This window comes from Gluconobacter roseus NBRC 3990, from assembly GCF_006538885.1.
Classification (GTDB): Bacteria; Pseudomonadota; Alphaproteobacteria; order Acetobacterales; family Acetobacteraceae; genus Gluconobacter; species Gluconobacter roseus.
The window spans coordinates 95843-114871 of sequence record NZ_BJLY01000001.1 but is presented as its reverse complement, the minus strand read 5'-3'; the positions used below and the strand labels follow the sequence as shown (position 1 = coordinate 114871).

At 61.7% G+C, this 19029-nt stretch carries 14 protein-coding genes and 1 pseudogene; 6 read left to right on the top strand and 9 right to left on the bottom strand.

Annotated features, from left to right (window positions below; all coding sequences use genetic code 11):
* Positions 1-55: 55 nt before the first annotated feature.
* Entirely contained in the window at positions 56-1135 is a 1080-nt protein-coding gene (locus GRO01_RS00420) for a glycosyltransferase family 4 protein (RefSeq protein WP_062507982.1), read from the bottom strand.
* Positions 1136-1176: 41 nt separating this feature from the next.
* Here GRO01_RS00420 and GRO01_RS00415 point away from each other — a divergent pair, with 41 nt between their 5' ends.
* The 3 genes from GRO01_RS00415 (at position 1177) to GRO01_RS00405 (ending at position 4804) form a co-directional block, all read left to right on the top strand.
* Positions 1177-2199, top strand: coding sequence for an NAD(P)/FAD-dependent oxidoreductase (locus GRO01_RS00415; RefSeq protein WP_062508074.1), 1023 nt, complete (start codon positions 1177-1179; stop codon positions 2197-2199).
* Positions 2200-2290: 91 nt separating this feature from the next.
* Positions 2291-3547, top strand: coding sequence for a D-amino acid dehydrogenase (locus tag GRO01_RS00410; RefSeq protein ID WP_062507984.1), 1257 nt, complete (start codon positions 2291-2293; stop codon positions 3545-3547).
* Between the two features lie 165 nt (positions 3548-3712).
* Positions 3713-4804 (top strand): glycosyltransferase family 61 protein, encoded by a 1092-nt coding sequence (locus GRO01_RS00405; protein ID WP_062507986.1) that lies wholly within the window; start codon positions 3713-3715, stop codon positions 4802-4804.
* Positions 4805-4919: 115 nt separating this feature from the next.
* Here the strand turns inward: GRO01_RS00405 and GRO01_RS00400 are convergent, their stop codons facing one another.
* Both GRO01_RS00400 and typA read right to left on the bottom strand, forming a co-directional pair.
* Positions 4920-5264, bottom strand: a complete 345-nt coding sequence (locus GRO01_RS00400; protein WP_231490123.1) for a hypothetical protein — start codon at positions 5262-5264, stop codon at positions 4920-4922.
* 209 nt (positions 5265-5473) lie between these two features.
* Positions 5474-7294 carry a translational GTPase TypA gene (gene typA / locus GRO01_RS00395; RefSeq protein WP_062508078.1) on the bottom strand — a complete coding sequence of 607 codons (1821 nt, stop codon included), beginning with the start codon at positions 7292-7294 and terminating at the stop codon, positions 5474-5476.
* A gap of 169 nt (positions 7295-7463) precedes the next feature.
* Between typA and queF the strand changes: the two genes are divergently transcribed.
* Entirely contained in the window at positions 7464-7952 is a 489-nt protein-coding gene (gene queF, locus GRO01_RS00390; protein WP_011252213.1) for a preQ(1) synthase, read from the top strand.
* A gap of 8 nt (positions 7953-7960) precedes the next feature.
* A complete protein-coding gene (locus GRO01_RS00385) occupies positions 7961-8773 on the top strand; it encodes an aminoglycoside N(3)-acetyltransferase (RefSeq protein ID WP_062507988.1) in 813 nt (270 codons plus the stop codon).
* On the opposite strand, the gene GRO01_RS00380 is transcribed toward GRO01_RS00385, so the two are convergent.
* The 4 genes from GRO01_RS00380 to GRO01_RS00365 all read right to left on the bottom strand — a co-directional run bounded on the left by GRO01_RS00380 (position 8770) and on the right by GRO01_RS00365 (position 15184).
* Positions 8770-9246 carry a flavin reductase family protein gene (locus tag GRO01_RS00380; protein WP_062508079.1) on the bottom strand — a complete coding sequence of 159 codons (477 nt, stop codon included), beginning with the start codon at positions 9244-9246 and terminating at the stop codon, positions 8770-8772. The genes GRO01_RS00385 and GRO01_RS00380 overlap by 4 nt on opposite strands.
* Before the next feature lie 43 nt (positions 9247-9289).
* Positions 9290-10555, bottom strand: coding sequence for an outer membrane beta-barrel protein (locus tag GRO01_RS00375; RefSeq protein WP_062507990.1), 1266 nt, complete (start codon positions 10553-10555; stop codon positions 9290-9292).
* Between the two features lie 81 nt (positions 10556-10636).
* Positions 10637-11476 (bottom strand): aldo/keto reductase, encoded by an 840-nt coding sequence (locus GRO01_RS00370; RefSeq protein ID WP_062507991.1) that lies wholly within the window; start codon positions 11474-11476, stop codon positions 10637-10639.
* Between the two features lie 81 nt (positions 11477-11557).
* Complete coding sequence (locus GRO01_RS00365; protein WP_141306709.1) at positions 11558-15184, bottom strand: PAS domain-containing protein; 3627 nt, start codon at positions 15182-15184, stop codon at positions 11558-11560.
* Between the two features lie 171 nt (positions 15185-15355).
* Here GRO01_RS00365 and GRO01_RS00360 point away from each other — a divergent pair.
* Positions 15356-16149: pseudogene (locus GRO01_RS00360) on the top strand (SDR family NAD(P)-dependent oxidoreductase).
* Between the two features lie 13 nt (positions 16150-16162).
* Here the strand turns inward: GRO01_RS00360 and GRO01_RS00355 are convergent.
* The gene (locus GRO01_RS00355; RefSeq protein ID WP_231490125.1) at positions 16163-18004 is read right to left on the bottom strand and encodes an FUSC family protein; all 1842 of its coding nucleotides are present in this window, start codon (positions 18002-18004) and stop codon (positions 16163-16165) included.
* Positions 18005-18098: 94 nt separating this feature from the next.
* On the bottom strand, positions 18099-19004 hold the full coding sequence (locus GRO01_RS00350) for a LysR family transcriptional regulator (RefSeq protein ID WP_062507995.1): 906 nt from the start codon (positions 19002-19004) through the stop codon (positions 18099-18101).
* Positions 19005-19029 lie beyond the last annotated feature (25 nt).

Here is a 19029-nt window from a genome sequence, read left to right as displayed (position 1 = left end):
ATGTGGCCCGACTGCCGTGTGCCAGCAAGCACGTTTGGGGAACATCCGTGCCCGTTCAGCCGGATGTGTGCTGAAGAAGCGCTTTCCACCGCACCATGACCGGGCCTTCCTGAAACTCCGCCGCCCGCTGCCGCGCCTTAACCGACATGCGCTGGCGTTGCTCAGGCGCGCCCATCAGTTCCAGCAGGGCAATAGCCAGAGCCTCAGGCTCTTCGGGTGGAACCAGCGATCCAGTCTCGCCATCGCGGACGATTTCCGCCGGCCCGGTCTCGCAGTCAAACGCCACGACCGGCACTCCGGCCGCCATGGCTTCGAGCAGCACCATCGGCAGCCCCTCATATCGCGAAGACGCTACGAACAGTGCGGCGCGGGCGTAATCGGCGTCAATGCTCCCGGTTGCGGGCGCGATCGTCACATGATGCAGACCCTGTGCCTGCTGAAGCAGGGCATCACGATCGGGGCCATCGCCGCGAATCAGCAGCTCCCAGCCCGCGCTCCGCGGGTCCTGTTCGACGATCCGCCAGGCCCGGAGCAGCAGGTCGTAGCCCTTCTGCTCGGTCAGGCGTCCCGCAGCCAGAACCAGACGGGACGCTTCCGGATAAGGCCTGTCCGTCACGCACGGCGCCATGTTCGGAATGGCGGTCAGACGCGCCCGGACCTTCGTTCCTTCCCGCCAAAGAACCGTGTCCCGCTGCGTCAGGACAACAACATCGTCGGCCCAGCGCGCGGCGAGCTGCCGGCCCCAGACGCGCTTGCGGCGGTTTAGCGTCACGTTGAAATTGAAATGCTCCCACACGACACAGCGCACGCCCGCAAGCCGCGCCGCTGCCACGCCGTAAAGTGCATGGGTGGACTCCACGACCACCAGCGTGTCGATCTTCTCCCGTTTCAGCAGGCGCGACAGCCGCCAGACGATCCGGAACCAGGAATTGAAGACCTTCACCGGCCGGTCGAACAGGGACGAGACGGCGATTTCGGGTGACAGCGGAAAGGCCGGAGCCCCCGCCCCGACGAGTTCCACCAGACGCACCTCACAGCCCTGACGGACCAGCCCGTTCATGACGGCACAGGCCGAGCGTTCAGTGCCGCCGAGGCCTCTGAGGTCCTGAATTACAAACGCATATCGTGCCTTCAATGCCCTACCCCAACCTCTTCAAACCGATTATGAAACAGATCATGACGACTGCACCTCAGACCCTGACCACCGATGTCGCGATTGTCGGCGCCGGTCCGACCGCCCTCTTCGCCGCATTCGAATGTGGCATGCTCAAGCTGTCCTGCGTCCTGATCGACGCGCTCGACAGCGTAGGCGGACAATGTGCGGCGCTCTATCCGGAAAAACCGATCTACGACATACCAGCCCATCCCGCCATCGAAGGCGGCGCACTGATCGAGGCGCTCGAACAGCAGATTGCACCGTTCGACGTACCCCGCCTGCTGGGCTCGCGGGTTGAGACGCTGGAAGGTCAGCGCGGGGCGTTCACGCTGAAGACCGCACGCGGCGACGTCATCACCGCGAAGGCCGTCATCATCGCCGCCGGTGCTGGTGCATTCGGGCCGAATCGTCCGCCACTCGACGGGCTTGAAGCCTATGAGCGCACGGGGGCCGTGCAGTATTACGTCAAAAAACGCGCCGACTTCGCAGACAAGCGCGTCGTGGTCGCAGGCGGTGGCGATTCCGCGCTGGACTGGGCGCTATCCCTCTCCGAAGTGGCGGCGCAGGTCTATCTGCTGCATCGCCGGGACCGCTTCCGCGGCGCCCCCGAGACACTCTCGCGTATCGAACAGCAGATTGCAGCCGGGAAGATCGAGAAGGTCGTGCCCTATCAGCTCCATGCCCTGCACGGCACGGACGGCGTGCTCTCGACCGTAGAAGTCACCACGCTTGAAGGCACGTCCCGGCATATCGAGGCCGATGCGCTTCTGCCGTTTTATGGGTTGTCCACCGATCTGGGGCCGATCGCGCTCTGGGGGCTGGACACGCATCGCAATACCGTCCCCGTCACCCCGGCCACGCTCGAGAGCAGCACGCCAGGTATTTTCGCGATCGGGGATGTGGCGACCTATCCGGGCAAGCTGAAGCTGATCCTCCAGGGCTTCTCCGAAGGCGCCATGGCAGCCCATGCCATCCATGCCATCGTCCATCCCGACACGGCTCTGCATTTCGAGTACTCGACCAGCAAGGGCGTGCCGGGCTGACGGAGCAGGACGGGACAGGTTTTTTCGCAGCGCTGAGCTGGCTTTCATGGCTTCAGAGCGGTTTCACGAACGACAACACAGCAGGACAGATATGAAAGTCATCGTTATGGGCGCCGGCGTCATCGGCGTGACAACGGCCTGGTATCTCGCTCAGGAAGGCCACGAAGTCGAAGTCATCGACCGCCAGCCGGGTGTGGGTCTGGAAACGTCCTTTGCCAATGCGGGTCAGGTCTCTCCGGGTTATTCCACCCCCTGGGCCATGCCGGGTCTGCCGTTCAAGGCCGCGAAGTGGATGTTCGAGAAGCACAGCCCGCTCGTGATCCGTCCGCGCTTTGATACGGCCATGTTCCGCTTCATGGGCGAGCTGCTCATGAACTGCACGGAAAAGGCCTATGACATCAACAAGGGCCGGATGCTGCGGATCGCGGAATATGCGCGTGACCGTCTGGACACCCTACGCGCAGAGACTGGCATCACCTATGACGGTGCCCAGAAAGGCCTGATCCAGCTGTTCCGCACCGACAGCCAGATCGAATACGCCGCCGAAGACATGCGCCTGCTGGCCGAAAGCGGTGTCGAGCACAAGCTGCTGACCGTGGACGAGATCCTGGCCCGCGAACCCGGCCTTGCCCATGCGCGGCATCTGCTTAAGGGTGGCCTGCTTCTACCCGGTGACCAGACGGGCGATGCACATCTCTTCACCCGCCGTCTGGCCAAGATGGCCGAGGAAAAGGGCGTGAAGTTCCATCTCGGCGTCAAGATCGAGGCTCTGGAAGCCGCCAGCGATGCCATCGTCAGCATCCGCACCAGCGCCGGCCGCATGACGGCGGACCGCTATGTTCTGGCGCTCGGCAGCTATTCGCCGCGCTTCCTCAAGCCTCTGGAACTGCGTCTGCCGATCTATCCGGTCAAGGGTTACTCCCTGACCATGCCGATCACGGATGAAAGCCGCGCCCCTGTCTCGACGGTCAATGACGAGACATACAAGGTCGCCATCACGCGCCTTGGCGACCGCATTCGCATCGGTGGCACGGCGGAGCTGAACGGCTTCAACCTGCGCCTCAGCCCGGACCGTCGCGAGACGCTGGAGCTGTCCTTCAGCGAGATGTATGGCGGCGGCGATCTGTCGTCCGCGAAATACTGGACCGGCCTGCGCCCCTGCACGCCGGACGGCACGCCGATCGTTGGCCCCTCCCCGCGCTACGGCAATCTGTGGCTCAACACCGGCCATGGCACACTGGGCTGGACGATGGCGGCAGGCTCCGGCCAGATCGTAGCGGACCAGATCTCGGACCGCCAGACGGCCATTCCGTCCCTCGACCTGTCGCTGGACCGCTACGGCGCCTGAGACACACTCCCTGTCCGCAAACCGTTATGGTGTTTGCGGACAGGATACTGAAATATTTGCTCTCATTTTTTTGCCATTTTCCATATTTCGGAAGTAGCGTTACAGTCCAAGGCCAATTGATGGCTATGCTATTAATTGCATGCATTGGCACAGACTGGATACGCAATGAATTTTTCCGATATCTCCAAAGGCTCAAACACTGCGCCTTGCGGTATTTCGCATTTTCATGAGTTCCGACCTGCGGAGAAAGTTGTCGGGCCCTTCATGGTCTGGGAGCTTACGGACGATCACGGCTGGACTTATGATTATCACTGGAAAAGGCCAACCCAGGATCTGAATCCCATAGGTTTCTACAGTGTGAGAAATCTGATCGTTACCAGACCGGGCAGCAACATCCTCAGCACCAATCTTGTTTATGACTGCGCCACAGGAATTGATAACCAGCGTAGCATTCCACAAGAAGACGATTATTTCCTTCAGTCACACAAGAACAAAATCATCATCGACGAACCGGTCGTCATAGGAGACGGCGTATCGTTCGACGTCTGGGGGCACTGGCTCATTGATTACCTGCCCAGATTTGCCGTTGTAAAAGCGATGATGGACGAGCGGTTTTCTGAAATGAAAATCCTCCTCCCGCATTTCAGCCCCCAGTGGATCTACCGCTTTCTGGAACTTGCTCTCGGTTTCAGAAGAGAAAATATTATCAATTACAATCCAGGATCCGATATCGTCCTGTGCCGGGAGGCTATTCTCCCATCCTATTGTTATACCAATGAATTTTCGTTCCACAGTTTCGTTCGGGATTTCTATACATCCCTGACGCCTGCTTCCGGGAAAGAGAAAAAGACACGCAAGATCCTCGTGTCCCGATCTGATTTTCTTCACAGCAACCGACAGCTTTCCCGCCGCGCCATTTTCGAGGAAATGGCTCTGGAGCGGGGATATGAAATCATCCATCCGGAAAAATTCTCTCTTGAAGAGCAGATCCAAATCTTCTCCGAGGCTGCGGCTGTTGTTGGAGAGCATGGATCAGGGATGCACAGCACCCTTTTTTCAGGGTCTGGCACAGTCGTAGGATGCCTCGGGTTCTGGAATGCGGTGCAACTGCATATCGGCTATCTGATGGGCCATCAGAATGTCTATGTAACCAGAAACTGCAAATGGCCTACGCCGGAAAACAATCAGTACAGGATTGAATGTACCGAAGAGGATCTGAAGAGCTTTTTTGAAAAAGTCGATTCTCTTATTCGATAGCCTTGCAGAAATCCTACCGGTCTTACGGCTGGCTTTTCCTATAAAAAAACGGGGCCTGCTTGAGCAGACCCCGTTCCGTATTCCGTAGCTCTGCGAGAGAGCTGCGAGCCGTTCCTCAGTTGGAAGGAGCGGCGTCGGACGTCGTGGCATCTGTCGGAGCGGACGTCTTCTTGTGATGCTTGTGCTTGTGGTGGTGCTTCTTGCCATGATGCTTCTTCGTGCTCGTGGCAGTAGCATCGGAATCGGCGGAAGGAGCAGCCGGAGCAGCTTCGGAAGGCGCAGCCGTTGCAGGGGCCGTGGCAGCAGGAGCTTCAGCCGGCGGAACAGCGGCCGTCGTGGCAGGGTCGGCAAATGCCGGAGCAGCCGTCAGGGCCAGGGCGGAGACGGCGGCGATCAGGGAACGGTTGAAAAGACGCATCTGGAAACGAAGCTCCAAAACAGAATAGAGACGAGCCATCATTCAGGTATCCTGAAGTGACCTTGATACTGAAGATACCATTCCTGCTTTGCCGGGTCGCGCATTAACTTTATGAAATTTCAGTCTCTTGTCCGTGTCTTGCGAAAACGCGCCTCAATTCAGACAAACTCTATTGCCCGACCATAAAAAAAGGCGTGCCCGGAAGATCCGGGACACGCCTTTTTTCTAACCGCTATCCTCGGAAGGACGGATCAGATCTCGCGGGACTTGGAAGCACGCTTGCGCTCATGCGGATCCAGGTAACGCTTGCGGATCCGGATGGCAGACGGCGTGACTTCGACCAGCTCATCGTCCTCGATGTAGGCGATGGCCTGCTCGAGGCTCATGCGGCGCGGCGGGGTCAGAAGCAGGGCTTCGTCCTTGCCGGAGGCACGCATGTTGGTCAGCTTCTTTTCGCGAACCGCGTTGACGTCAAGATCGTTCTCGCGCGAGTGCTCGCCGAGGATCATGCCCGTGTAGATCTTCTCGCCGGCATCGACGAACATCGTGCCGCGATCCTGCAGGGAGAACAGCGCGTACTGCGTCGTCGTGCCGTCTTCAGCAGAGATCAGCGAACCGTTGCGACGGCCTTCGATCGGGCCGACATACGGCAGGTAGCCGTGGAACAGACGGTTCATGAGGCCCGTACCACGCGTGTCGGTCAGGAACTCGCCGTGATAGCCGATCAGGCCGCGCGACGGGATCAGGAACGTCAGACGGACCTTCCCGCCACCGGACGGACGCATGTCCTGCATGACGCCCTTACGCAGAGACATCTTCTCAACAACGACGCCGGAATACGGCTCGTCCACGTCCACCAGGACTTCTTCAAACGGCTCTTCACGCTCGCCGGTCTCTTCGTTTTCACGGAAGAGAACGCGCGGACGGCCGATCGTCAGCTCGAAGCCTTCGCGACGCATCGTCTCGATGAGAACGCCAAGCTGAAGTTCGCCACGGCCGGCGACTTCGAACGCCTCGCTTTCCGGGCTTTCCGTCACCTTGATGGCCACGTTGCCTTCGGTTTCCTTGAAGAGACGGTCACGGATCTGGCGCGACGTCACCTTCTTGCCTTCACGACCGCCGAGCGGGCCGTCGTTGATGCGGAAGGTCATGGACAGGGTCGGCGGATCGACCGGACGCGACGGCAGCGGCTTCTCGACAGACGGATCAGCGATCGTGTCAGGGATCGTGGCTTCGGACAGACCGGCCACGGCCACAATGTCACCGGCTTCGGCTTCCTCGACGGGCACGCGGTCCAGGCCACGGAAGGAGAGCAGCTTCGTCAGACGGCCGGTCTCGACAACCGTGCCATCCGGACGCAGCACGCGCACCGGCATGTTCACCTTCGCACGGCCCTGATCGATACGACCCGTCAGGATGCGGCCCAGGAAGTTGTCGCTCTCGAGAATGGTGGAGACCATTCCGAACGGCGCATCCTTGTCCACGTTCGGCGTCGGCACATGGCGCAGCACCAGGTCGAACAGCGGGGCCAGATCCTTCTTCGGTCCGTCCAGCTCCAGATCGGCCCAGCCCTGACGGCCCGAAGCGTAGAGCATCGGGAAGTCGAGCTGGTGCTCATCTGCGCCGAGGGAGGCGAACAGATCGAAGATCTCTTCGTGCACTTCGTCCGGACGGGCGTCGGAACGGTCGATCTTGTTGACGACGACGATCGGGCGGATACCACGGGCCAGCGCCTTGCCAAGCACGAACTTGGTCTGCGGCAGCGCACCTTCAGCGGCATCAACGAGGATGATCGCGCCATCCACCATGCTCAGGATACGCTCGACCTCACCACCGAAATCGGCGTGGCCCGGAGTATCGATGATGTTGATGCGGGTTTCTTTCCACACAACGGACGTGCACTTGGCGAGAATGGTGATGCCACGCTCGCGTTCGAGGTCGTTGCTATCCATGGCGCGATCAGCAACATGCTGATTGTCACGGAAAGAGCCGGACTGTTTGAGAAGCGCGTCAACCAGCGTGGTTTTGCCATGATCGACGTGCGCGATGATGGCGATATTACGGAGTTCCATGTGGTCTTCCAGACGGGAGGCATCGAAGAGAGGATTTGCGCCGTCTTCTGCACCGAATCCCGCCAATATGCAAACTCTGTCACTGTCTTTTCGTCCTGAAGATGCCTTGAGCCTACGGGAAAGCTGGGCCACATCACACAAAACACGGCCCCTTTAAGGAATTCAGACCATGTCCGACCATCACCCGACCGGCCCGTCCGCACCCGGCACCGACGCCCTCAGCCAGCTTGGCCGCGCCACCACCACGCCGCAGAGTCCCGAGGAAGCCGTCCTCGAGCGCGTCCCTTCCCCGCATCAGGGCCGACAGTATGTCGTGCGCTTCACAGCGCCCGAGTTCACCTCACTCTGCCCGGTCACGGGACAGCCGGATTTCGCGCATATCGTCATCGACTACATCCCCGGCGAATGGATCGTGGAGAGCAAGTCCCTCAAGCTCTTCCTGACCAGCTTCCGCAATCATGGCGCGTTCCACGAGGACTGCTCCATCGCCATCGCCGAACGTCTGGTCGCCCTGCTTGACCCGCAGTGGCTACGGATCGGCGCATACTGGTATCCGCGCGGCGGCATTCCGATCGACGTGTTCTGGCAGACGGGCGAGCCGCCGAAGGGCGTGTGGATTCCCGCACAGGACGTCCCCGGCTATCGCGGCCGCGGCTGAACCAGTCCATGACCGAAGCTGCCGCCATCGCCCGCTCCAGCGGGCCCGTCACGCAGGCCCGACTTGTGGTGGACTTCCAGCGTCTCGGGGTCACGCCCGGTATGACGCTGCTGGTCCATGCGTCGCTGAGCCGGATCGGATGGGTCTGCGGCGGGGCGCCAGCAGTAATTTCGGCCCTGCTTCAGGCGGTCGGGCCGGAGGGCACGATCGTCATGCCTGCGCAGTCTTCCGAACTGAGCGATCCGTCAGGCTGGTGCGATCCGCCGGTCCCGGAAAGCTGGTGGGAGACGATCCGTGCGACGATGCCGCCCTATGATCCGCGCCTGACCCCCACGCGCGGTGTTGGGCAGATCGCCGAAATCTTCCGGACATGGCCCGGCGTGCAGCGCAGCCTGCACCCGCAGGTCTCATTCAGTGCATTCGGACCGCAGGCAGCGGATATTCTGGCGCGTCAGCCGATGGAAGATCCGTTCGGCGCACAGTCCCCCCTCGCCGCCCTGTCGGATAGAGATGCGCAGGTCCTGATGATCGGAACGGGATGGGAAACCTGCACGGCGCTGCATCTGGCCGAGAGGCTTGCCCAGCCGGACGGCCCGACCTTTCAGGATGGGACCTGCATCACTGTTGAGGGAGAGCGCCGGTGGGTCCGGCTGTGTCTGCCCGTGACGGACATAGAGCGTTTCCAGCCTTTCGGCGCCACGCTGGATGGCAATGCCCTGCTCCGGCACGGTCATGTCGGCTCGGCGCCCTCACGTCTTTTCCCGCTTGCGCCGGCCATTCGCATGGCCACGGAGCGCTGGACGGGAAGCGAAGCGGCTTAAAGGCTGATCCCGAGCTGCCCTTGGAAATACAGCAGGGGCGCGCGGTTTTCGTCGAGTTCCAGACCAACGGGTCGCGCCATGAAGATGGCATGGGTGCCGCCCTGGAACGTCTCGACCAGTTCACAATGCATCTTCACGAGTGAATCCCGAACGAAGGCCGTGCCATCCGCCGCGCGTTCGATCACGTCCGAACCGAACTTGTCGGCCGTGCGACTGGCGAACAGCATCGCCACGTCCTTGTGGTCGTTGCCCAGGATGCTGAGGCCGAACACGCCGGCTTCCGCAATCGCACGATAGGTCGCGCTGGCCCGGTTAAGACAGATCAGTAGCAGAAGCGGATTGAGGGACACGGACGTCAGGGCGCTGATGGTCGCGCCCTGCTCGCCTTCGCTGCCTTTGGCCGTCACCACGGCAACACCCGTGGCGAAGTGGGACATGGCTTTGCGGAAATCGGTTTCGTTCGGAGTCGTCATGACAATCTCCTTGCCATAATCCGGCGGCAAGCGCACCTCCCCTTCAGAACCCCAGCGTCATGTCGGCTCCGAACAGGATCCGTCCCATATGGTGCTGGTCATCGAACGGGCGCGTGCTGTTGAGCGACCGGTCAAAGCGCAGTTCCGGCCGGAACTGCAGCAGCTTGACGTGATGCCCCACATCCGGCCGCCAGACCGTATTGAGCGTCAGGGCGCCATAGGTCGTTGCCGGAGCGGATTCCGAGCGCGTCGGATTGCCGAGCATGGCCTGCGCATAGCCCTCGTTCTCCGCAAAACTGGCCACAAAACTCCCGGTATTGTCCCGGTACAGCTCGGCCCGTGCATTGACCGTCAGGTTGGGATGGATGTGCCACCCACCCCAGACGACCGCGCTCCATGTATCGGCACGCAGGCCTTCGTCATGAAGCTGGTTCAGTTCCGCCGTGACGCTCCATTTTTTCGAGAACGTCCAGGTCCCGTTCAGATCGTTCCAGTACCGCATGGCGCCATTTGCGCGCGGCCCAAGCGAGCGTACAGCATTTTCCGGCCCGACCCGCAGCAGGTAGGTGAAGGATAAATGCCCGTCCGCCAGATTGTTGCCCGTGACACCGATATAGCCGGCAGGACGGCCATTATTGTCGCCGCGTCCAAAAGACGTCTGGTTGCCGGTATCGGCGCCGAACTGGAGATCGAAATGATCGTCCAGATGGAGCTGGAACATGCCGCCCACATGCTCGAACGGCGTGGAATATTCAGTCGTATAGGCCAGCGTATAGAAAGCGCGGGTCGAAGGATCGAGCGTCTCCACCCCCATGGGGGAGGTCAGGATACCGATCTGCCCATCCAGCCCTTTACTCGTGAACCAGGGCATGTGGATCGCGACATTGGCGAAGACCGGCATGGCCTGATAGCGGCCATTGATCCAGCGGTCTGAAACACCGGCAATCGTATAGCTGCGGGCGTCGGAGCCGTAAAGCATCCGCAGGTTCATCCCCAGACCATACCCGCCGCCGATCGGATCAACCGGTTTGGTGAGCGTGAAGGTGAGCTGGTTCAGCGTCGCCTGATCGGCATAAGGCGAAAGGAGCTGGCCGAAATTGAGGTTGCTGGCGGGGTGGCTGGAACTGCCCATCACGCCGCCTTCAATCTGCGCGCCAAAGGAGACGTCGGAAAACCACTGATCCGTCCAGGCCTTGCCCTGCCCGGTCGCGGTCTGCTCCCCCACGGTCTGGGCGCCGGCAGCGGAGACTCCGAGCCCCGCAAGAACCACCAGTATCGCACCAAAACCCAGACTGAAACACTGCCTCATGCCATCCACCTTCCGGTTGCATGAGGCAGCCCATAGCACAGGCCTGGTTTTTTACTTAATGTTGCTAAGCGGGAATATTTCTCAGAATTTGGCCGTATTCGGGTCAGCGCCCATCCGGCCATCCTTGCGGTCCATTTCCCCGATGGCCTGCATGTCCTCCGCGTCCAGCACGAAGCCGAATACGTCCAGATTTTCCGCCAGCCGCTTTGGATTGACCGATTTGGGAATGACGATCAGCCCGTTCTGAAGATGCCAGCGGATCACGACCTGTGCGGGAGTGCGGCTGTGCTTTTCAGCGATCTTTGCGATCCGCTCATCGCTCAGGACGCGCCCCTTGCCCAGCGGACGCCAAGACTCGGTGCGGATATTGTGCTTTTCGTGAAACGCCCGAAGGGCGCGCTGCTGGAAGTCCGGATGCAGTTCGATCTGGTTGACGACCGGTACCACACCCGTCGCGTCCATGATTTGCTCCAGATGTTCCGGCTCGAAATTGGAGACGCCGATGGACTTCACCCGGCCCGACTTTTTCAGCTCAACCAGTGCCTTCCATGTCTCGACATACTGCCCCTGATCCGGCATTGGCCAGTGGATCAGATACAGGTCCAGAACCGGACGACGCAGCAGGCGCGCGCTTTCGTCATAGGCGCGCATGGTCCTGTCATAGCCCTGCTCGTCATTCCACAGCTTGGTCGTGAGAAAGACCTCCGGATGGTCTTCCAGTCCCTCACCGACGCCTGCCTCATTTTTGTAAAGCCGCGCCGTATCAACGGAACGATAACCGAGCTTTACGGCTTCCTTCACAACCTTTGCGGTCTCATCAGGTGGCGTTTCCCACACTCCCAGCCCGATCTGGGGCATGGTGTGACCGTCATGAAAGGAAATCACCGTCTGGGCATCGGCGGATGGAACCTGTGAGGACATGTCTGTCTCCCTGCTGGGTTGAAGAATGAATTACACGCGCGTGATGTGCTGTCTGTCCAACGTCCGGCCTGAACGACGGGTTCAGTCGCCGCTCAGCAGAACGCCCAGTTTGCGGGTGAATGTCGCAACCGTGAACGGCTTGACCAGCAGCGCACAGCCCGGCGCCAGAGGCTGATCGCCCAGAATGCTCTGCTCGGCATAGCCCGTGATGAACAGGACTTTCAGCGCGGGCCAGCGTTTCATCAACTGCTCGCCCAGTTCGCGGCCGTTCATCCCGCCCGGCATGCCGATATCACTGATAAGAACCGACGGTGGCTCGTCCTGCACAGCCAGAGTTAGCGCGGACGGGCCGTCAGATGCCGTCAGCACGACCCCGCCCAGATCCGTCACCATGTCTGCCACGATCATGCGCACGGCCTCTTCATCGTCCACGACCAGAACCCTGCGCCCTTCCAGAAGACGCGGCTGGGGCGTACGCGGCAATGACGGAGCATCGGCGCGCATCACATCCTGACCGTGATAGCGCGGCAGCCAGAGGGACACGCTCGTTCCCTGCCCGGGGATGGAGCGGATTTCCACCTGCCCGCCCGACTGCTGGGTGAAGCCATAGATCATGCTCAGACCAAGCCCCGTCCCCTCTCCCAGCGGCTTGGTCGTGAAGAACGGATCGAAGGCGCGCTGGACGATTTCAGGCGGCATGCCACAGCCTTCATCCTCTACCGTCAGGACGACATAATCGCCCGCCCGGATGGACATGTCGGCTGCTGCATCAGCCGTCAGGAGACGGTTTTCACTCTTCAGCCGTAGCGTCGTCCCATGGTTGTGCATGGCGTCCCGGGCATTGATGCACAAATTCAGGACCGCGTTCTCAAGCTGGTTGGAGTCCACGCGCGTCAGCCAGAGATCCGGCTGGAGGTCAAAAACAAGCTCTATTCCCGGTCCGACCGTTCCCCGGAGCAGGCTCTCCAGTCCGCGGACAAGCGCATTCATGTCCGTGGGTGTGGGATCGAGGGTCTGGCGGCGGGAGAAGGCCAGAAGACGATGGGTCAGGGACGCCGCCCGATGAACCGCTTCCTGCGAGGCCGTGATGTAACGCTCCAGCCCGTCCATCCGGCCCTGTGCGATCCGCATGCCCAGCAGTTCCAGCCCACCCCCGATCCCGGCAAGCAGATTGTTGAAATCATGCGCCAGACCACCGGTGAGCTGCCCGACAGCCTCCATTTTCTGCGCCTGACGGAGCTGTTCTTCCAGTTCGTTGCGCTCGGTCAGATCCCGCCCGACTGCATAGATCGCATCGCCCTCGTCGTTGCAGCTCCAGTTATAGGTCCGCCAGGTTCCGTCAGAACGCCGCATCCGCACGTCCAGCCCCGCCGTCGGCCAGGGCGTGCCGGTAATCAGCCGGTCGAACGTGTCCCAGACCATCTGCCTGTCATCGGGATGGCACAGCGCATCCAGCCGCAGCCCGGCGAGTTCCTCGGCCCTGTAACCCTGCATTTCCTCCCAGCTCGGACTGACCGCGACGTAATAACCGCGGCGGTCAATGATGATGAACAGGTCGCGTGCAATGTTCCACAACCGGTCACGCTCGCGGGTCCGCTGGAGGATGCGCTCTTCAAGCATGACGTTGAGATCGCGGATCTGCTGCTGCGTGCGGGCCTGACGCATGGAAGCGTGGGTGCGGTCCGCAACGGCGCGGGTGAAGACGATTTCCTCTTCCGTCCAGACATGCGGCGCATCATGGCAGACGAACATCAGCCCCACGAAGCGCCCGAATTTGAAAATCGGAATACTGAGGAACGCCACGATGTTCTCGGCTTCGTAGCGTGCATCATATCCCGCCGTCAGGGGATTGGTGCGGACATCCGAAATAGCCACAGCCTCGCCTCGTGCAAGGAGCGGCCTGAACTCGCCGTAATCCGCGAACGTCCGCACGCCCAGCAGAGGCCGCCGCGCCTCGGCGACGCCGCTGACAGTCATGCCCGTGCCATCATCGTTGATGATGCCATAGCCCGCGCCGCTGGCATCCAGCTCCCGGCAGATGATATGGGCGGCGACCTCTTCCATCATGCCCGTATCATCAAGCGCCCGAAGCTGGTCTCCCAGTTCGACGAGGGCAGCCTGACGCAGGGCCTGACGCTTGCTGCGGTCGATGTCAAAGACAATGCCCGGAAAACGGGCCACCCGCCCCTCTTCTCCCAGATCGCAGCGGCCATTGCCTTCGAACCAGCGCTGGCCTTCCGGCGTGTCCACCCGGAACTCGAAACGGCATTTTCCGCCCCGCCGGGTTGCCGCCGTTACGGCCTGCACCACGGCAAAGCGGTCCCGCGGGTCCACGGCGTCATAGATGACGTTCGGCATGACCCCTTCGCGCAGCCGGGCCGGATCGAGCCCAAGCGTCAGGGCCAGCCGGGCATCGCCCGTCATGCGGGACGCACTGTCATCCCACATCCATGTCCCGGCGATCGCCCCGGCATCCAGTGCAAGCTGAAGCCTCTCGGCTGACTGGTTGGCTTCTGTCAGATCACGCCCGATTGCCAGCAGACGCTGAACGTCCCCGTCCTCGCCAAACACCGGAGTGACAGCTACGTCCCAGAACCGGCGCTGCCCGCGCATGGTCATGGCATAGCCCTGAAAGCGTGCCGTCTCGCCTTCCAGCGCGGTCTGCACGGCCAGGGCCGCACGACGACGCGGCTGCCCGCGCCACAGATCAACCCAGGGCAGCCCGTGCATGATGATCGGGCTGTCCATTTCCATGGATCTGATGCCGCCTTCGCTGACGAAGCGGATACAACCATCGCAGTCGAGGATATGGATGCAGTCCGGCAGGCTCGACAGCAGCAGGCGGGTGAAAGACTCGCTGGAACGCAGAGCTTCCGCCGTTACGGACGCAGAGGACACATCCATCGCCAGCCCGACGCTACGGCGTCCATCCAGACGGCTTTCATCTTCCCGCCAGCCACGAAGCAGCACATACCGGAGCATCGGGCGACGCCGGGACGCTTCCGGCCCCGAAAACGCAGACGGAGTCGGAACTACAATCCGGAACCGCAATTCGTAGCATCCGTCTTCGCGGAGTTCCTCCTCGACGTTCCCGTCATAAACCATCCGGTCTTCGGGATGGAGGAAAAGCAGCAGTTCATCGACAGGAACACCTACGGCCAGCCGCTCGGGAGGCAGGCCCCAGATACGGGCGAACCGGGCGTCTCCAGTCACCATCCGTGTTGCGAAATCACAGCGGTAGAACGCTACTTCCGCCGTGTCCGCCATGCGCTGCATCCGGAGCTGCATGCGCTCCATGAGCGCGTGCTCCTCCTCTTCCGGCGAGGTGGACGCTGCATGCTCGCGCAGCAGTTCATCCACCTGAAGGGCGCACAGGGCCAGAACATGCTCAAGGGCCGGCGCGTTCTGCCGCACACACAGCCAGACCTCGACCACGCCGGAGCGCACCGGCAGCAGGCGTACGGTACAGGAATCGACGGACTGTCCGTCCATGAGGCACGCCGCGCCTTCATAGGCAATCGTGCTTGCCTCACCGCCAAGAATGCGCACCCCTTCGGTATCGCGCACCAGAAGAGCAGCCTCACCGCCCCCCTCGGCGGCAGCAAGGGCCAGAAGATGGACGCACAGAACAGAGGCACGGCCACCGGCCGGAGCCGGACGGAGCATCAGCGCTTCGGTTCCTCCTGCTGCGTCCTCCCCGCGATCCATTGCCTCTCCTCAAGCCCTGCTCATCCGAACGTTTCCCAACTCGGGACCATGTCAGTCATAGCAGATCTGGCGTCCCTCGCATCCTGTCACGAAACCTCTACAATGGGATGGCCACTTTTTCGCCTTTCTTACGTTTCTGTCGGAACGTGATCACATTTTCAGGAGTTTGCCATGCTGAACCTCGATCTGAGCGGCCGCACCGCCCTCGTCACCGGATCAACCGGCGGGATCGGCCTTGCCATTGCCCGCAAACTGGGTGAGGCCGGGGCAACCGTCATCATCAATGGCCGCAAGCAGGACAGCATCGACGGCGCGCTCGAAAAGCTGGGCAAGGCCGTGCCGGGCGGCACCTTCCGTAGTGTGGTCGCCGATGTCGGAACGCCGGAAGGCTGCAAGACGCTGTTCGAAGCCGAGAGCAGCATTGATATCCTGATCAACAATGCCGGTATCTTCGGGCCGAACGACTTTTCGAGACGACGGATGACAGCTGGCAGCACCTGTTCGAAGTCAACCTGTTCTCCGGCGTGCGCCTGTCCCGCGCCTATATGCCGGGCATGAAGGAGCGCAACTGGGGACGCGTGCTGTTCATTGCATCGGAATCCGCGCTGAACATCCCGGTCGAAATGGTCGATTACGGCGTCAGCAAGACCGCCATGCTGGGTCTGGCCCGCGGTCTGGCGAAGCTGATGGCGGGCACGAATGTGACGGTGAATTCGGTCCTGCCGGGTCCGACCCTCTCCGAAGGTGTCGAGGACATGCTGAAGGCCCAGAATCCCGGCAGCACCCGCCCTGTTGCGGAACTGGCGGCAGAGTTCGTGCAGAAGCACCGCCCGAGCAACATCCTGCGCCGTATGGCCACGGTTGATGAAGTGGCCAACCTTGTCGCCTATGCCGCCTCGCCCCTGTCTTCCGCCACAACCGGCGCGGCCCTGCGTGTCGATGGCGGTACGGTCGACACTATCTGATCAGGAAGGCTGATCAGGCAGACGGGGGCACGTCCCCCGCCAGCCGTTGCAAGGCGATCCGAACGTCGGGTTCGACAGCCGGATCGTTCCGCAATGACTGGGCAACGGTCCGCGCAAGCGGAGCCGCAGCATCGCCTTTGCGGAACCAGGCCCGCAGAAAAACCTGCAACCGTTTGCGGACAGGCGCAGGCGTCGCTTCGCGTGCCGCGGCGTCACGCAGTTCGATCACCCACAGGCCCAGCGCCATCGCATGCAGATGCCGCGCCATATAGGTGAGCATCACATCCCGCGGGATGCCCTGACAGTTGCGCACGGCCCGCACCATGCTGGCAGCATTGATCGCCAGCCACTGATGAACCGTCTGCCCGCCGCCCTGCGCAATGAAACGAAGCTGCTGCTCGACCCAAGCCGATGTGCGCCGGAGGTGACTGTCAGCCCGGAACGGAAACACCACACCGAACGTGACGCGCGCGAAAATGACCGCCCCCAGAAAGGCGCTGGCACCGTTGAGAAACGATACTTCGTCATAACGCATGAGGTTTGACGGTCCGATCAGGACGGGCAGGAACATGTTGAACGAAAAGGCGTGGTTCACGAGCTTTGGCGCCCGGGCGGCCAGACCGCCGATCACCATCGGGACCATCAGAAGCAGAGCCAGATATTCCGGCGCCGTGACGGCGGGCACGACAAAAAACGCATAGATCCCCGCCACACCTGCGCACCAGACCGCGCCACGATAGAAGCCGGACGACGCCAGTGCGGGGATTTCGCGGGTCGCCAGCAACCCGTAGACCAGCGCCACGAAGGACACGAAAGCCGGCCCCGAAGGCCACGCCGTTACTTCCCAGAGAAGCCAGGCGCCCATGATGCCGGTTGCAGCCCGCAGCCCGTTGAACACCGCTTCGAGCATATGACGCGGAGAACGCGTCCGGAAACGGAAGTGATCGTGACGCGGTGGCGTGATGATCGCCTGAATATGGTTATGGGCCGCCTCCAGATCACGATCCACATCAATCCCAGTCGCCCCGCCCTGCGCCCGCGCAAGGACCGCCAGCAGACGTGCCAGAACGGCACGTGCATGGTCCGCACTGCGCCGGGTTCCGGACCCCATTTCGAGAACGTCGAACTCAATGCGGCTGTTGGCATCGACCAGTTCGGTCAGCAGGCGACTCTCGGTCTCCGGATCAAACCCGCCTGCCCGCAGGATTTCCGCATGGGAAGCGACCTTGGCGGTAATCTGTTGCAGACGTCCCAGAAGCCTTTGCCGGGCTTCCTTCTGGACATTGGGCAGAAAGAGCGCCGCCATGACCGCTTCGCAGAGCGTTCCGAGCATGATGTACGTGCCGCGCGCCATAGCGACATTGAAAACGTCATCGGGCTGGCTGATCGCGCCGGTCGCCACGATGGCGGAGGTGAAGCTGATAACGAGAAATCCGTACCGCCGGTAGCCGTCGAGAAACGTTGCCCAGCCGCAGCACAGCCCGATCCAGAGCGCGAGCGCAATGAAGAACAGCCCCGCCTGCTGGGGAAAAGCCGCGATCAGGGCCACGCCCATGCAGCCCCCGATGATCGTGCCCGCAAACCGCCAACGCGCCTTGGACAGGCTCTCTCCGCGCGAGGCCGTCGCCACGACCCAGACGGTCAGCGGCGCCCATTGCGGACTGTCCAGCTCCATCCACATGGCGATGAGCAGGGACAGGATCGCCGCGACCGAAGTCCGGACCGCAAAACCCAGATCCTTCGCGGACGGCGCAATCAGCCATCCCCAGCGCCCGATCAGAACATCGCGCAGTTCCGATCCGAATGTTGACCCCAGTCCCGCGAGACCGGCTGCTCTCCCGCCCAAACCTGGCACTCTTCCGTCCGAAAAGCCGCAAATTGCGAAACGGAACCCAGGCCTGTCCAAGATATTGTCATGATCGCATCATAAGTCGCGCTTATGATGGTCCTCAGACTGTCAGCGCATCTTCCAGAATGAGCTGCGTGGCGACTTCCCAACTGCGGGACATCAGGGCCGTCTGCACCGGCTGTTTCAGCCGCACCAGACCCACTCCCGGGGACGGGCATGACGCGAGACGCCGGATCTGAAGCGGGTTGGCCGGATCACGCTGATGCGGCAGAGCAGCGACTGGCAGGATCGTCGCCAGACGCCCGGCGAGCACTTCGACATATAGCAGTTCGAGCGCGTTGGTTTCCAGCAGGACGTTGGGCTTGCTTCCGGCCTTCGCAAAGCACTCATCCACGATCTGCCGGGTCCGCATGGAATGGCCCAGAAGGCCCAGCGGATGTTCGGCGGCATCCGCCCAGCTGAACGTCTTGCGGGATGTCAGCTCCATGCGGGAGCCTGCCACGAAAACATACTGTTCCGCATAAAGCTGGTGCGTCTCGAAACTGCCGTCTTCGGGAACCTGATCCAGATAGATCAGCCCCATCTGGATCCGCTGCTCGGTCAGGTCATGCAGGATGTCGGTATTGGCAGATACCGTCAGTTCAATATGAAGCGCCGGCACGGCAGCCCGCAGACTTTCCATCAGTGGCGGCATGACCTGAATGGCGGGCGGAATGGTCCCGATCGACAGCGTTCCCCCAGCGACTTCATGTGCGAAATCGGCTTCCTGACGCAGACCGTCCAGTGCAGCCACTGTCTGCCGCGCCCAGGCCAGAACGCGCTCACCTTCCGGTGTCAGCCCCAGAACGCGGCGGTTCCGCCGGACGATGGGAACGCCAAGTTCGTGCTCAAGCTGACGGATCGCCATCGACAGCGCAGGCTGCGACACATTGCAGTGCTCCGCCGCCCGGGAAAAATGCCGGTACTGGTCCAGAGCGATGAGATAGGTCAGCTGACGCAGGAACACGAGGGCTTGTCCATGAACACGGAAA